The 14,505-nt window shown below is 38.0% G+C and carries 16 protein-coding genes; 5 read left to right on the forward strand and 11 right to left on the reverse strand.

Features of this window, described 5'->3' with window-relative positions; all coding sequences use genetic code 11:
- Nucleotides 1-19: 19 nt before the first annotated feature.
- From AC0C45_RS07230 to AC0C45_RS07240, 3 genes are all read right to left on the reverse strand, one after another.
- Nucleotides 20-808, reverse strand: a complete 789-nt coding sequence (locus tag AC0C45_RS07230) for a M48 family metallopeptidase (RefSeq protein ID WP_233335013.1) — start codon at nucleotides 806-808, stop codon at nucleotides 20-22.
- A gap of 125 nt (nucleotides 809-933) precedes the next feature.
- On the reverse strand, nucleotides 934-1,098 hold the full coding sequence (locus AC0C45_RS07235) for a hypothetical protein (protein WP_155276313.1): 165 nt from the start codon (nucleotides 1,096-1,098) through the stop codon (nucleotides 934-936).
- Nucleotides 1,099-1,216: 118 nt separating this feature from the next.
- Nucleotides 1,217-3,535, reverse strand: a complete 2,319-nt coding sequence (locus tag AC0C45_RS07240; protein ID WP_047930995.1) for an ATP-dependent helicase — start codon at nucleotides 3,533-3,535, stop codon at nucleotides 1,217-1,219.
- Nucleotides 3,536-3,913: 378 nt separating this feature from the next.
- On the opposite strand from AC0C45_RS07240, the gene AC0C45_RS07245 reads away from it, so the two are divergent.
- Nucleotides 3,914-4,165, forward strand: coding sequence for a hypothetical protein (locus AC0C45_RS07245; RefSeq protein WP_043980435.1), 252 nt, complete (start codon nucleotides 3,914-3,916; stop codon nucleotides 4,163-4,165).
- A 76-nt stretch (nucleotides 4,166-4,241) separates the two neighbouring features.
- On the opposite strand, the gene AC0C45_RS07250 is transcribed toward AC0C45_RS07245, so the two are convergent.
- From AC0C45_RS07250 to AC0C45_RS07275, 6 genes are all read right to left on the reverse strand, one after another.
- Nucleotides 4,242-4,919, reverse strand: a complete 678-nt coding sequence (locus AC0C45_RS07250) for a DUF421 domain-containing protein (RefSeq protein WP_047930993.1) — start codon at nucleotides 4,917-4,919, stop codon at nucleotides 4,242-4,244.
- Nucleotides 4,920-5,008: 89 nt separating this feature from the next.
- Nucleotides 5,009-5,443, reverse strand: coding sequence for a GNAT family N-acetyltransferase (locus AC0C45_RS07255; RefSeq protein ID WP_047930992.1), 435 nt, complete (start codon nucleotides 5,441-5,443; stop codon nucleotides 5,009-5,011).
- 5 nt (nucleotides 5,444-5,448) lie between these two features.
- Complete coding sequence (locus tag AC0C45_RS07260) at nucleotides 5,449-5,961, reverse strand: YjcG family protein (RefSeq protein ID WP_013081786.1); 513 nt, start codon at nucleotides 5,959-5,961, stop codon at nucleotides 5,449-5,451.
- A gap of 82 nt (nucleotides 5,962-6,043) precedes the next feature.
- Nucleotides 6,044-6,769 (reverse strand): alpha/beta hydrolase, encoded by a 726-nt coding sequence (locus AC0C45_RS07265; RefSeq protein ID WP_013055456.1) that lies wholly within the window; start codon nucleotides 6,767-6,769, stop codon nucleotides 6,044-6,046.
- 124 nt (nucleotides 6,770-6,893) lie between these two features.
- On the reverse strand, nucleotides 6,894-7,106 hold the full coding sequence (locus AC0C45_RS07270) for a hypothetical protein (protein ID WP_237893463.1): 213 nt from the start codon (nucleotides 7,104-7,106) through the stop codon (nucleotides 6,894-6,896).
- A 129-nt stretch (nucleotides 7,107-7,235) separates the two neighbouring features.
- Nucleotides 7,236-7,622 carry a hypothetical protein gene (locus AC0C45_RS07275; protein ID WP_047930990.1) on the reverse strand — a complete coding sequence of 129 codons (387 nt, stop codon included), beginning with the start codon at nucleotides 7,620-7,622 and terminating at the stop codon, nucleotides 7,236-7,238.
- 173 nt (nucleotides 7,623-7,795) lie between these two features.
- Between AC0C45_RS07275 and AC0C45_RS07280 the strand changes: the two genes are divergently transcribed.
- A complete protein-coding gene (locus AC0C45_RS07280) occupies nucleotides 7,796-8,332 on the forward strand; it encodes a phosphatidylglycerophosphatase A family protein (RefSeq protein WP_013055458.1) in 537 nt (178 codons plus the stop codon).
- Nucleotides 8,333-8,456: 124 nt separating this feature from the next.
- On the opposite strand, the gene AC0C45_RS07285 is transcribed toward AC0C45_RS07280, so the two are convergent.
- Nucleotides 8,457-8,936, reverse strand: a complete 480-nt coding sequence (locus tag AC0C45_RS07285; protein ID WP_013081789.1) for a GNAT family N-acetyltransferase — start codon at nucleotides 8,934-8,936, stop codon at nucleotides 8,457-8,459.
- A 169-nt stretch (nucleotides 8,937-9,105) separates the two neighbouring features.
- Nucleotides 9,106-9,951 carry a MurR/RpiR family transcriptional regulator gene (locus AC0C45_RS07290; RefSeq protein ID WP_013055460.1) on the reverse strand — a complete coding sequence of 282 codons (846 nt, stop codon included), beginning with the start codon at nucleotides 9,949-9,951 and terminating at the stop codon, nucleotides 9,106-9,108.
- Between the two features lie 150 nt (nucleotides 9,952-10,101).
- Here AC0C45_RS07290 and gnd point away from each other — a divergent pair, with 150 nt between their 5' ends.
- The 3 genes from gnd to AC0C45_RS07305 all read left to right on the forward strand — a co-directional run bounded on the left by gnd (nucleotide 10,102) and on the right by AC0C45_RS07305 (nucleotide 14,373).
- On the forward strand, nucleotides 10,102-11,001 hold the full coding sequence (gene gnd, locus AC0C45_RS07295) for a phosphogluconate dehydrogenase (NAD(+)-dependent, decarboxylating) (RefSeq protein ID WP_034654325.1): 900 nt from the start codon (nucleotides 10,102-10,104) through the stop codon (nucleotides 10,999-11,001).
- 25 nt (nucleotides 11,002-11,026) lie between these two features.
- On the forward strand, nucleotides 11,027-12,568 hold the full coding sequence (gene gntK, locus AC0C45_RS07300; RefSeq protein WP_237893465.1) for a gluconokinase: 1,542 nt from the start codon (nucleotides 11,027-11,029) through the stop codon (nucleotides 12,566-12,568).
- A gap of 278 nt (nucleotides 12,569-12,846) precedes the next feature.
- Entirely contained in the window at nucleotides 12,847-14,373 is a 1,527-nt protein-coding gene (locus AC0C45_RS07305) for an NCS1 family nucleobase:cation symporter-1 (protein WP_237893466.1), read from the forward strand.
- Nucleotides 14,374-14,505: the final 132 nt, after the last annotated feature.

The following is a 14,505-nucleotide window of genomic DNA, read 5'->3' on the forward strand; positions in this document are numbered from 1 at the left end:
TGTCAGGGCTTTTTTCTATTTATGCAATTTCATTTGTTTGAAATGCGGTAGAATCAAGATCAAACAGTTCCGGATGCTGTGCTAAGTAATTAATTTCTTTAATACGATGAGCGAGAGGGGGATGAGTTGAAGTAGCTTGAGTCAACCACATAAAAAAACCTTTTTCCTGTGAGTGCGTATGAACAAATTCCTTCTGATTTACTTTTTTATTTAGACAATGGCCAACCGCAAGTATAGTGAGTGCTTGAGTGGCAGCTTTTGCATCACCAATCGCAACGGAAGCTATGCGATCACACGTATATTCACAGGCCCTAGAGTAAGCTTTTCCTAAAAAAGGAACCCAAAGAGCAGGTAGAATAAGTGAGTGGTAGAGTGTATGCTTACGTTTGATATGAACTAATTCGTGGGCAATAATAAAAGAAAGTTCTTTTTCTTGATTATCTTCAATCATTTCAACAATGTCGGAATATAAAACAACAAAGTGACGTCCAAAAAAACGTGTAGCAAACGCGTTTAACAAGCCGCCTGATTGAACAATATAAATATCGGGCAGCTCTAAATCCAGCTCTGAAGATAGATGTTTTGCCTGATGATAAGTGTGCGGGAACTGCTTCTCTGTCAATCTAACTCCATTATTGCGAATTTGAGCAATAGAGAAACCGTGGAGTATAAATGTAATTAAAAAACCGATTATAAGATAAATAATATCAACGAGTGAAATAATTAAAAAGAAATAGGTTAATAAGCTAATAACCATACACAGAATGAAAAAAATCTTTTCATTTTCATGAATAAGCTTGGCGTTCAATAATGGAACCTCCTAAAATATGGTAATATATTACATAACGTAGTGTAACGCATCTACTTATGAATATCTACCTCTTAGTGGAATATTTGGTTAATAATAGATGGTGAGAATATTAGTTATGGACGCTAGCATGAAGTAAGAAAAAGAGGTTGAAACATAACTACAGGAATCAAATTTAAAGACAAGCAATCTGGATTGCTTGCTCGACCGCTGTTGCTTGCCGTGCAAGACTTCGCTTTCCGCGGGCGGCCGATGAGCCCGCAGGAGTCTTCGCCTTGTCCTCCAACCAACAGCTAGAAGCACCTGCGTTCACCATGATTATAAAAAACACGAACTATTTATCCGTTTATGATAGATAGTTCGTGTTGCAATTTAATGAAACTACTTTTGTCCCAGCCTGTTTTTCCTTTACACTTTTTTTATAAACGACTTCAGGAATCTTGAAGGATAAGCGGTTTTACCTCTTCTAGTTTGCGGAACAGATAAGTAAAGTGAATTCTGTGCACGCGTCATGGCTACATATAAAAGGCGGCGTTCTTCTTGAAGCGGCATATCATCTCCGCCTCGATAAGCTTCGAGTGCATAATCATGAGGCAATCCGCCATCTACGCTGCTCAGTACGTATACATGCTTATATTCAAGACCCTTTGCTCGATGAATTGTGGTTAGCTGAATACTTTCATTAAATTGCTTGCTTAAAGCTTTCATCTCTGTGTTCATGGCAATCATATGATCCACATGCTCTAACAGTTCAGGTACGGTTTTAAATTTACGTGCTACAACTTTTAAATCCCGCACGTCATCCGAACCTTTTTCCATCATATTTCCTTCATTTCCGCGTTTTTTGACAAAATCATCGAATCCCATATCTTTAGAAATCGTCTCAAGTGCCAAAGAAGGAGACATTGATTTTAGCGACTTGAATAAAGGAATTACTTTCTTGAGCTTTTTTTGCTGAAACGGTTTTAAATCTTGAAGATATTCAAGTGCATCAATAAATGTACCATCATGAAGAATACTTGCTGCTTTTAAGTCATTGACTGCTGTTTTCTTTAAAAAGAGTGCGTTTACTAAATCTTGTAGCGAACTTGCGTCATTTGGATTCACGCTCAAGCGTAGAAATGAAAGTAAACTTCGAACCATTCGTCTTTTATAAAAAGAATCTGCATCTTGTTCGATTGAAAATGGCAGGTTTGACTGCGATAAACGTTCAAAGATGGCGCGTGAAGAAGCGTGAGTTCGGTACAAGACCGCGAAGTCAGTTGGAGAAGCCCCTTGCTTAATTTTTTCTTTCATATCCGTTACAATCATTGTTGCTTCTTCTTCTTCGTCGTATGGAAAGAAGAAGGTAGGTCGCAACTCATTATCAAACTGGGCAGCCATTTCTTTTTGTCGGCGCGCTGTATTTCGTGCAATGACTTTATTCGCGGAAGAAACGATGGCATGAGCTGAACGATAATTTTGGTTTAACGTAATAACAGTTGTATTAGCAAAATCTTTTTCAAAGTTTAAAATGAACGAAGGGTCGCTTCCGCGGAAAGCGTAAATTGATTGATCATCATCTCCTACGACACACAAGTTTTTAGAGCCTTCACTTAGCATTTTCATAATTTTATATTGAACTTTATTGATATCTTGAAATTCGTCAATTAAAAAATAGCGAAACCTTTTTTGATAACGAGTTAGTAAATCGGGATTTTGTTTTAGCATTTCATAACATCCATACAGCATGTCATCAAAATCGAATAGCTGTTTTTGCTTTTTGACTTCTTCATAACGACGATATAAAAAGTGCACATCTTGTTCCCATTTGTCCTTTGGGCGAACATCTTTCACGCCAACAAGCGTGTTTTTCCAATAGCCGATTTGCTGAAGGGCCTGATCAAAGGGAAAATCTTTTTCATCCACGTGGAGCTCTCTTGCTGCTTCTTTCACAATCTGTTCTTTTTGCCAATCCCATTTTAGCAGGCGGTCCATTTGCCACGCTTGAGGATTATGATGAACAATCATACGTAAGAAAATGCTGTGAAAAGTTCCAACTAGCATTTGACGAAGATGTAAGCCGGACATCTTTGGGTATGTAGCCAATCGTTCTTTCATTTCTTTAGCTGATTTAGCCGTGAAAGTCACCAGCATAATGGATTTTGGATCAATTTGTTTTTCTTGTATCATATATGCGGTGCGAGCTGTTAATACACGCGTTTTTCCGCTGCCTGCACCGGCTAGAATAAGGAGCGGTCCTTCTGAATGTGTAACAGCTTTCCATTGGTTCGAATCTAATTCAATACCGCTCTCTTTAAATTCATTTAAATATGGAGAGTCAGAGTGTTTAGGAACAGCTGGTTTTAAGCGAAAAGCAGGAACACTTGAAAAAGGTGTGGAAGACCTCCATGTCGCTTTCTCTTTTACAGTTGAACTTTTCTCACCAATAGCTCGTCCTTTAGGAATACGAAATCCATTGGTTTCTCTGTATTCAGCCGGAGTTTCTTTTATTTGTTGCACAGCTATTGTTTCTGATAGTATGTCTGAACACTCTTCTCTTTCATGGGGAACTTGAGCATGATAAAAGTAAGGAGAATGCTCAATCCCCAGATATAATTTAACTGGTTCTCCGCAGTGAGCACACGTTATTTCTCCTCGGAGACTAGCTTCATATAAATATTGAAATCGGTCTCTAGCCGTTATAGCAAGATTAAGTATCTGATTTTGATAAAGTGCACGTTGCAAAAAACATGGCCTCCTTTTTAAAACATGAATAATCAATAGTAAATAAGAGGGAGTTAAAGCAAGAAGCCGCTCTCGTTCTACATCGATATAGATGTGTGTATACGCACAGTTTTTGTTTTATAGTCAAAGTCTATCATATCAAAATCACCTTTTTTTAAAAAGAGCACGGATATTTTTGGAGGGATAGGATGTAAAAAAGGGTATATATTGAATAAGACATCACATATGTTCAAAAAAGGCGGTATAGATACAAGGTGCCATCTGTTTTGAACAAGTCTAAAGTAGAGGATTTAAGTAAGCTGTTTCAATGTCGATACTTCTTGAGAAAAATACTGAGGTCTGGGAGTAGAAGGTATCTTGAAAAAGAGGAGGGTTCATATGGGATATATACTGCCCGTCACGCCTTATCAATCTATTCAATATGCAAATCGCCTTCAAAAAAATAATGCTTCTTTTTCAAATCGTATTTGGCCTATTGAGAAAAAAAGCTTTGACGAAGAGTTTGAATCGCGTTCTCACTTACTGGAATTGACGCCAAGTTCAGTACAAAAGCGAAAAAAGCTTCAAGCAGCAGAGCGTGTATACAGCAAGCTAACAAATAAGGGCCTAGTGATTAATACACGTGTCTAATACAAAAAATCGTGAACGCAGCAGAATGAATGCGCTCACGATTTTTTAACAAAGTAATGAACAAGTAAAAAACACCTTAGTAAGATTCAATAAAAAGAGTACTGCCCTGCTGCCATTCAGCATAAAGCACCTGTTTATAATCGGTAAATCCTTGTTTTTTCAACTGTGTCTTTAACCAGTCTTCATCAAAGCCAGATTGAATTAAGTTCTTCAAAAGTAAACGTCCATCACTGACAAAGGCAATAGGTAAAGCAGGTTCAGAAGGGGGCAGCTGCAGATCGCTTCTGGTTGGCTTAGCATAATCAGATTTTGGCAATACGCTTAGTGATCCATCTGTTTCCAAAATGGCATATTCAACTTCACGAATGGAAAATATGTCTTTTGAACGAAGCATATGAAGAAGCTGATCGATATCCAATCGATTTTTGCTAAGTTCTTTGTACGAAATTTTTCCCTTTCGAATAATAATAGATGGGCGTCCTTCTAAAAACAAACGCAGGCGAATATTTTTTTGAGTAATAACTTCGGTCACATATATAAGTGCTCCCCAAAATATAACGGAAAACAAAATTTTTCCTACTCCTACTTCTGAGTCATATAGCGCATTTCCTACTAGCTCTCCTAATACAAGAGCAGAGATAAAATCAAAAGTGGTAAGCTGAGTGATCGTAGCTCTGCCTAACAATTTAGTTAAAATAAACAGGCAGATAAATCCGATAAAGAGTTCTAATGCAATTCCGATAAGTTCATCCATATTTTCACCTAATTCACATGATTAGGTATTAGTATAAGCAAAGCAAAGGTTCTTATCCTTTAAAAAAGCAAAAACACCAGGTTCAATTCCTAGTGTTTTTTACTTAGTTTCTTTACCATCTCTACATGTGGAATTCCAGCATCCATAAATTCACCTGAAACCGTTAAGTAGCCTAGCTTTTTATAAAATCCTTCCGCATGCGTTTGAGCATGCAGCTTAATCTTTTCAATCTCATGCTCTGCTGCGAGCTCTTCTAACTTATCCATCAAAAGCTTTCCTACACCGTCTTTTCGATAAGAAGAAAGAACGCAGATTCGTTCTGCTTTTCCATAGTCCTCTACCATACGGAAGCGTCCTGCCCCAATTGGTGCAGTTCCTTTGTATACAACTAAATGCAGGGCTTCGGAATCGTATTCATCGATTTCTTGCTCCACATCAACCTGCTGTTCTTCTACAAATACTTTTTGACGTACGAAGTAAGCATCAGAATGATCTTGTTTGTTCGTTAGTACTTTGATGTTCACGTATCTTATCCCTTTCCAAGACGAAATGTTTCAAACACAGTCCATGTTTCATTTTCAAGCTGATACATTAAGTGAAAGCGATCCACTGTTTCTTCATGAGCGACATCTACAAGCTTCAACTGGCTATACACATCTAAGTGCTCATCATCTGAAAGGCGTTGACCAATTGTAATATGGGGAATAAATGAATATTCAGTTGGCTGTTCGAGATTGCCTTCATGAAGTTTATTGTAAAGTGACGTCAGTTCTTGCTTTTGTTCCACTTTTAAGTAAATAACGTTATTAGCTGGTGAAAATGAGCTTACTTTCGTTACATTTAATGTAAATGGATTTGTTTCTTCGGCAATTTTACGCAAGTTAGCCGCAATTTCATCAATTTGGTCTTCTGTAGCTTCAAAGACTTCTTTTAATGTAAGATGAGGCGGAATTAATGAATAGTGAGAATCATAGCGCTTTCGATAAGAATTCGCTACATCTTGCAATTTTTTAGATGGAAAAAGTACAACGCCAAATTTCATAAAAAATCCCTCCAAAGTAAGATCATAAAATATGTATAAAGCGAGCTTATTATAACAAATTTTCAAAAAATATGATATCTTTCTACTTCAACATATATTGAAGCGACCGCTTTACATCTTTTTGCCAGTATTTCCACGTATGATTTCCATTAAATTCTTCGTAGAAAACAGAATATCCACGCTGCTTCATTTGTTCGTGCAACAGGCGGTTAGGTTCAATAAAATTCAATATACCATCTTGTGTTGTTTTGACAGCCGTTTCTTCAGTTCCAATAACATGATACAAATCCAGAAGTGAAGGAGAAGCAAATGAGTTGACCGTTTGTAATACAGCATCGTTCACGAAAGGAGAATGCATAATTACTTTCCCGAACGTGTGAGGATACGCAATGGCCGTCAGCAGTGAAACTGTAGCAGCAAGCGAATCACCAATTAGAACACGTGATTTTCCCATTTGATATGTAGGATATGTTTTATCCAAAAATGGCACAAGTTCATGTGCTAAAAAGCGAATGTAAGCATCTACTTGATTTCCTTCTGGATGATACTTATCGCGTCTGTCTTCCACGCTTTTATATGGAATTCCAACAAAAATAGTACGATCGATTTCCGACTCGTTCATTAAATCATCAATTAAACGAGGTGTCCGTCCGTACATAACATAATCTTTTCCGTCTTGGGCAATAAGTAAGGAATACTTATAGAGCGTAGAATAGTTTGACGGCAAATAGACTAGTAACGTGACATCTTCTTGCAGTGCGTCACTATAAAAAGAAATTTCTTCTAACTTCCGCTTACTTTCTGACATGAATAATCGACTCCTATGCATTTGAATGAAAGCGTTACCTTTATTGTAACACATTTTCTAATAACCGTTCTTTATTTTATTGTAACGAATTTTTTAGCGAATGACGAGAAAGAGGCATGCGTTGCTAAAAAAGAGGCTGGGACATAACGAAATGAATTTCATCCAAACACGAATAATCTGGATATAGAATCTGGACAGCTTGCTCGACCGCAGTTGATTTCCGTGCAAGACTCCGCTTTCCGCGGGCGGCCCGTGAGCCTCCTCGTCGCTTGCGCTCCTGCGGGGTCTCACCTGTTCCGCTGTTTCCGCAGGAGTCTTCGCCTTGCTCTCCAATCAACTGCTAGAAGGAACGAAAGAGATAAAATCTGCGTCTACTTTAACAAAAAAACGAATCATTAATCAAACAGTTTGATTAATGATTCGTTTTTTACTTCGGCTACACTACTTTTTTCCAAGCCTCTTTTCGTTAATCTAATTTTTTCATCTTTTTAAACATATTTTTTTCTGCTTGAGTGGCTTTTTCTAGCGGCTTCTTCGTATATTCTTCTTCTTTTTCATCAATCGAAACCAATTCTGTATCATTTTTTACATAACTTCGGATATTGCGAGCACCGAAATAGCCGTTTACATCTTCTAAAATAGGCTTGTTTTCTTTTTGATCATAAAGAGTATATGAATTCTCTTCCTTAACGATAGCGTAGTGATTCCCTGCTAGAAGAGCTACGGCTTCTTTTTCGCTTTTTCCAAAAGTAGACATGAGAAACAGAACGATTAAGACGATAAAGAAAAGGGCTGTTGCGCCAATGAAAAATAATAATAAGCCTCTGCTAAATTTACTTTGTTTTTCTTCCACAGTAGACAAACCTCCTGATTAGATAATTTTATTATAGCAAGTAAATGTAATGAGCGCCTAAAGAGATATGTGACGAGTTTATGAATTCAGGTGGATGAAACAAAAAAGGTTTTTAGCGCCTCTCATCGAATTTAATATAAAGAGAGACAACAACTTGAAAAGGAGAGAGAGACATGACAGCGAAAAAAATCCCAACGAGCAAAGAAGTAGCAAAGGCAACATTTGATTTGCTAGAAGAGCGTGGCGTAACAGTTTTAGATATTGCTGAAATTGTGTATGATTTACAGCTTCCTTATCACCCAGCTCTAACCATTCAGGAATGCGCTGAGAGCGTAGAGAGAGTACTGCAAAAGAGAGAAATTCAGCATGCGCTTCTAGTTGGAATCGAACTCGATAAGTTAGCAGAGCAAAATAAATTATCAGAACCTCTTCAAAGTATTGTAGAACAAGACGAAGGGTTGTTTGGTGTTGACGAAACGATTGCTTTAGGTGCCGTTTTAACCTATGGCAGTATCGCTGTTACGACCTTTGGCTATTTAGATAAAGTAAAAGTAGGCATTATTGAAAAGCTGGACTGTAAAAAAGAAAAAGGAGTTAATACCTTTTTAGATGATTTAGTAGCGAGCGTGGCTTCTAGTGCGGCAAGTCGTTTAGCTCACCGTCAGCGTGATGAACAAGAACAGCTGCAAGAAGGCAATCCGGCTACGTAATAAATTTCTTTTAGTATGTATATAAGCTGCGTAAATTAACACGCCGAATGATTTAGTCTTTTATTTAAACAACGGAGACTAGGCACGTATCACCTGCGTGTCTAGTCTCCGTTAATGGAACGATTTATGGCTGTAGTGAAGTAGTCATAAGGTAGCTTAAGTTTTTCAGCCCAAGACTTTCATAAAAAGCACGTGCTTTCTCGTTAAATGCCCATACGGTAAGCTGGAGGTCACTTGCTCCTTTTTGTACAGCCCACTGTTTCGTAGCAGAAAAAAGACTTTTTCCTACGCCATAATTTTGAAAGCCTTTCTTAACGCCAAAATATTGGATGTACGCTGTGTAGGAAAGAGGAGCTAATGTAGTGGGAGGGTTATATTTTAATTCAACAACAGACGCCCCAATAATTTGATTTCGATATTGAGCTACAAGAATATCAATAGTTGCATAATAAAGAGTAGCTTGATATTGTTCCGGAGATAAAACAGCCATCTGATTATCAAACATAGAAGGAAGCGCATTTGCGTGGAGTTCTAGTGATTCCCCTAATATTTTATTTACTTCTGTATAATCATCGAGTTTTGCAGTGCGATAGATAATCTCCATACACACTTCACCTACTTTTTAAAAGTTGTGCTTTATCATATGTAGCAGCTTAAAAAATGTTAAATGAGAATTAAAACTTGAAAATTTTAAGGGAAGAACTGCACTAAACAGAGCATATATTCTATGCTCTGTTTGATGTTATAGTTGAAGAATATATAAGAGCGAAACGTTAAATTCTAGTTTCAGCAATGGCATCGCGTACTTTTTCAAGCGAGTGTTTAGAGGCATCTTTATTCGCAATCATTACATTAACGTACAAAGCATCAATGAGGCTTAGCTGTCCAATTCTTGAGGCAAGAGCTTCAGATCGATATTCTGTTTCTTCTGAACTCGTATAAAGAGAAACATCGACATTTTGGCTTAATGGAGATTTTGGAAAACCCGTAATACCGATCGTTTTGGCACCGTTCGCTTTTGCTGTATTTAAAATGTTCATCGTGTCTTTATTTGTTCCAGAATGAGAAATCACTACCGCTACATCCTGTTTTGTTAATTGAGAAGCGGACATAAGCTGGAAGTGGGAATCAATAAATGCAAACGTTTTAATTCCTGTTCGAACAAATTTATGAAAAGCATCCATAGCCACTACGGAAGAGCCGCCCGTGCCATAAAACTGAACTTTATCCGCCTTCATAAGAAGTTTGACGGCTTTTTCAATAGCGTTGCTTTCTAGTATTTGCAATGTATTTTCAAGCGTTCGCACATTGGAGCGAAAGATTTTTTCAGCAATCGTTTTTTCATTATCCGTTTCAGCAATTTCCTCGTGAATCTGCTGAATAGGTGTCATAATTTCAGCAGCCAGCGCTATTTTCATCGCTTGATAGCCCTTGAAGCCAATTCGTTTACAAAAGCGAAAGACTGTTGCATCAGCTACATTTAAATCGTCTGCCACTTCGTTAATGGTACTGTGAATAATTTGTTCCGGCTGTTCTAAAATATAATTTGCTATTTTTTTCTCTTTTTCACTGAATCTAGCATAGTGAGAACGAATTTTTCCTAAGCAATTTTGCGTCATAACTGATGTTCCTTTCCACGAATTTAGTAGTAAAAAGAGTATAGCACAAAAATATGAGTGAAAAAAATTTTCTTGTAAACGATTGCAAAATGAAAAATAATTCGTATAATGGAGGTAATGTGAAATTTTTTTTCAAAGGGAGTTTGTAAAATGAAAATTGGATTAATCGGTTTAGGAAAAATGGGATATAATTTATCATTAAATTTAATGGACAACCATCATGAAGTAGTAGCTTATGATGTAAATAAAGAAGCGGTAGAAAAACTTGCAAATGAAGGAGCAACTGGCGCCTTTACTGTTGAAGAGTTAGTTAATGAACTTCCTCATTCACCTAAAGTTGTATGGATTATGGTTCCGGCTGGAGAAGTAACGGAAAATGTTATTACAGAACTAAAAGAACTTCTGTCAGAAGGAGATATTATAATAGATGGAGGAAACTCTAATTATAAAGAATCTGTTCGACGTGCTCAGGATCTTCAGGAAAAAGGTATTTACTTCTTTGATGTAGGGACAAGCGGCGGAATGGAAGGCGCAAGAAACGGAGCGTGTACAATGATTGGCGGAGATGCGGAAGTATTCCGTACAATTGAACCGGTTTTTAATGATATTTGCGTAGAAAATGGATTTATGTACGCAGGTAAAAGCGGAAGCGGTCACTTTTTAAAAATGGTTCACAATGGTGTAGAATATGGAATGATGCAATCCATTGCTGAAGGATTTGAAGTTCTGGAAAAAAGTCAGTTTGATTTCGACTATGAAGCCGTAGCACGCGTTTGGAATAACGGATCTGTTGTTCGTTCTTGGTTGATGGAACTAACGGAAAATGCGTTTTCAAAAGATCCTAAATTAGACAGTATTAAAGGAGTCATGCAGTCTTCTGGAGAAGGGAAATGGACCGTAGAGACTGCTCTTGATCTTCAAACGGCAACTCCTGTTATTGCTTTATCGCTAATGATGCGCTATCGTTCATTAGAGGAAGATACATTTACAGGAAAAGTTGTAGCAGCACTTCGAAACGAATTCGGCGGCCACGGTGTTGTAAATAAGTAAAGTAGTAAAATAGGGGGACAGCAGCATGAGCAAAAAATATGCAATAGGTGTAGATATCGGAACAACGAGTACAAAGTCTGTATTGTTTTCAGTAGACGGTACAGTCATTGCAAATCATGGGATTGAGTATCCATTATACTCGCCGACGCCCGCGATGGCTGAGCAAGATCCTGAAGAAATTTTTCAAGCAGTTGTACGTACAATTCAAACGATTGTAAAAACGAGCGACGTAAAACCTGATGATATTTTATGCGTTTCATTCAGCTCAGCTATGCACAGTGTTATTGCCGTTGATCAGCAGGGAAAACCGCTGACAAAATGTATCACGTGGGCGGATAATAGAAGTGCAGAATGGACGGAAAAAATTAAAAATGAATACAATGGCCATGAGATTTATTTACGTACGGGTACGCCAATTCATCCAATGTCGCCGCTTTCCAAGCTAACATGGCTTTCTAATGAACAGCCTGAATTAGTGAAGGGAACACATAAGTTTATTTCGATTAAAGAATATGTATTCTTTAAGTTGTTTAATGAATATGTTATCGACTATTCGATTGCATCAGCAACGGGTTTGTTTAATCTAAAAAATCTTGCGTGGGATGAAGAAGCACTTAAAGTAGCAGGTGTTACAACTGATCAGTTATCCACTCCTGTTTCAACAATGCATCAGTTAAAAGGGTTAAACCCAGCGCTTGCAGTTGATATGCATTTACTTCCAAATACGCCCTTTATTGTAGGTGCAAGTGACGGTGTATTATCAAATTTAGGCGTAAATGCAATTGAACCAGGCGTTGTGGCTGTGACAATCGGGACAAGCGGAGCTATTCGAGCAGTGACTGACAAGCCAGTAGTCGATCCCAAAGGTCGTATTTTCTGTTATGCGTTGACAGAAGACCACTGGGTAATTGGCGGCCCTGTGAATAACGGCGGTATGATTTTCAGATGGGCTCGCGATCAGTTTGGAGCGTCGGAAGTAGAAACAGCTAAACGCCTTGGAAAAGATCCGTATGAAGTATTAACGGATATTGCAGCTTTAGTGAAGCCGGGAGCGGACGGCTTATTGTTTCACCCATACCTTTCAGGAGAGCGTGCGCCGCTTTGGGATGCAAATGCTAAAGGTTCATTCTTTGGCCTAGGTTTGCATCATAAAAAAGAACATATGATTCGTGCTGTATTAGAAGGTGTTATCTTTAACTTGTATACGGTATTATTGGCACTTGAAGAGTTAATTGGAGAGCCTACAAAAATTCAGGCAACGGGCGGATTTGCACGTTCCGCACTTTGGCGTCAAATGATGGCAGATATTTTTAACCAAGAAGTATCCGTGCCGGAAAGTTTTGAAAGTTCATGTCTAGGAGCAGTTATCCTTGGCTTATATAGCCTTGGCGAAGTTGACTCATTAAACGTTGTTTCTGATATGGTTGGAGCGACTAATCATCATTATCCAATCAAAGAAAACAGTGAAGTATATAAAGAGTTAACGGCTATCTATATTCGTTTGGCTCGCTTATTTAAAGAAGAATACGAAAGCATTACGGCTTTTCAAAAAAAATATGTACATTAAGTTCAAAAATCATCGCTTGAAGTTTTCAAGCGATGATTTTTTGCGTGTTAGGTTATCTAACAACCAAAGGAGTTGACACTACACAATATATAAAAGTTCCCTCAAATAATGTTACAATTTGTCCAGTGTATCCCCGTTTCTCATTAAATATAATAAGGAATAACGTTAGTATTTATCACATACTAGAAGGAATCGTCACAAACGCCTCTATATTTCAGAAAATTCAAATAAAATTTGTTTTTTGAAATGAACTTATTTTATGAAAAGGGGTTTTATGGATGAAAACACAAATTGAGCAAGATGGAATTGTAACGCTCACAGATGAGACGCACAATCAGCTGAGCGGCAGTGACCTTTGGAATGAGGATTTACGTCCGACTACGATGAAAGAGCATTCTTGGAAAGGAGTTAACTTTGCCACGCTTTGGATTGGGATGTGTCTGTGTATTCCAGCTTACACAATGGCGAGTGGAATGATGACGCTTGGAATGAACTGGTGGCAAGCAATTGGTACAATCTTTTTAGGAAATGTTATTGTTCTTATTCCTATTTTGCTTAATTCTCACGCTGGAACCAAGTTTGGCATTCCTTATCCAGTATTTGCCCGCCTGTGGTTTGGAGATAAAGGAGCACATATCCCAGCACTGGCGAGGGCTATTGTGGCTGCTGGGTGGTTTGGAATTAATACGTGGATTGGAACGGAAGCAATTGATACACTGCTAAGCGCTTCGTTTTCATCTTGGAGTGGTTTGCCTGGTCATACAGCTATTGTATTTGCTCTCTTTTGGCTTTTAAATGTAGGAGTGGCATATAAAGGACCGCAAGCAATTAAAGTATTAGGAGCGGTTGCTGCCCCTGTTATTGGTATTTCAGCTATTATTCTTTTTATATGGGCTTATACAAACTCCGGAGGGTGGGGCCCGATTTTATCTACGCCTTCTAAATTTACATCAACCAGAGAATTTCTAGCTGTATTTTTCCCTGCTTTAACCGGAGTCATTGCATTTTGGGCGACGCTCGCTTTGAACATTCCTGATTTTTGTCGATATGCTAGGAGTCAAAAATCTCAAATGGTTGCGCAAACCTTCTCTTTGCCATTGACGATGAGTATTTTTTCATTTATTGGAATTGCTGTTACCTCAGCAACAATCGTTATATTTGGAGAAGCTATTTGGGATCCAGTGGCCTTGGTAGCTAAATTCCCTCCGTTTATCATTTTCTTAGGAACAATCGTTATCGTGCTTTCTTCTTTAACGATTAATGTGGGAGCAAATATCGTCGCACCAGCTCGTGCAATTGAGAATCTGAATCCAAAGAAAATCACGTTTGCGATGGGGGCGCTAGTGACCGGTATTTTTGCTATTTTACTTCAGCCATGGTACATCATGTCTAATTTCGGGAACTATATTTTCGGCTGGCTTGGAACATACGGAGCGCTGCTTGGCCCCATAGACGGCATCGCCATTGCTGACTACTGGCTTGTAAGAAGGAGACAGATGGCATTAAAGGATTTATATGAGGTAAACGGTCGCTACAGTTATTCAACAGGTTTTAATAAAAACGGTATTTATGCATTAGTAATTGGCGTGGCCATACCCGTTTTAGGCTTACTGATTCCTGGACTGCGCTTTTTATGGGATAATGCCTGGACATTTGGTCTATTCATTTCTATCATCGCTTACACGTATCTCATGAGAGGAGATAAAAGTGTATTAGCGCCGGGGGAATATGAAGAGATAACGTTAAAAACAAGCGAAAAAACGATTATCGACAGTCAAACGGCTGATCCAACCATCACCAAATAAACAAGACGAATCCAATCATTAACATGATTGGATTTTTTTATGTGTTAAAACTGTATGGAAGAAAATTGATAAAATTTTTTTGAGTTTTTTTATTGATTTAAGAATTTTTTTTTCATATAATTTAAGTAATAA

This window comes from Priestia sp. VA7 (assembly GCF_055710015.1).

Excerpts from the sequence above, each read along its gene's own strand:
- AC0C45_RS07245 (WP_043980435.1), top strand. The coding sequence starts at position 3,914 with ATGGGATATATACTGCCCGTCACGCCTTATCAATCTATTCAATATGCA.
- AC0C45_RS07250 (WP_047930993.1), bottom strand. The coding sequence starts at position 4,919 with ATGGATGAACTTATCGGAATTGCATTAGAACTCTTTATCGGATTTATC.
- AC0C45_RS07260 (WP_013081786.1), bottom strand. The coding sequence starts at position 5,961 with ATGAAATTTGGCGTTGTACTTTTTCCATCTAAAAAATTGCAAGATGTA.
- AC0C45_RS07265 (WP_013055456.1), bottom strand. The coding sequence starts at position 6,769 with ATGTCAGAAAGTAAGCGGAAGTTAGAAGAAATTTCTTTTTATAGTGAC.
- AC0C45_RS07280 (WP_013055458.1), top strand. The coding sequence starts at position 7,796 with ATGACAGCGAAAAAAATCCCAACGAGCAAAGAAGTAGCAAAGGCAACA.
- AC0C45_RS07285 (WP_013081789.1), bottom strand. The coding sequence starts at position 8,936 with ATGGAGATTATCTATCGCACTGCAAAACTCGATGATTATACAGAAGTA.
- AC0C45_RS07290 (WP_013055460.1), bottom strand. The coding sequence starts at position 9,951 with ATGACGCAAAATTGCTTAGGAAAAATTCGTTCTCACTATGCTAGATTC.
- gnd (WP_034654325.1), top strand. The coding sequence starts at position 10,102 with ATGAAAATTGGATTAATCGGTTTAGGAAAAATGGGATATAATTTATCA.
- gntK (WP_237893465.1), top strand. The coding sequence starts at position 11,027 with ATGAGCAAAAAATATGCAATAGGTGTAGATATCGGAACAACGAGTACA.
- AC0C45_RS07305 (WP_237893466.1), top strand. The coding sequence starts at position 12,847 with ATGAAAACACAAATTGAGCAAGATGGAATTGTAACGCTCACAGATGAG.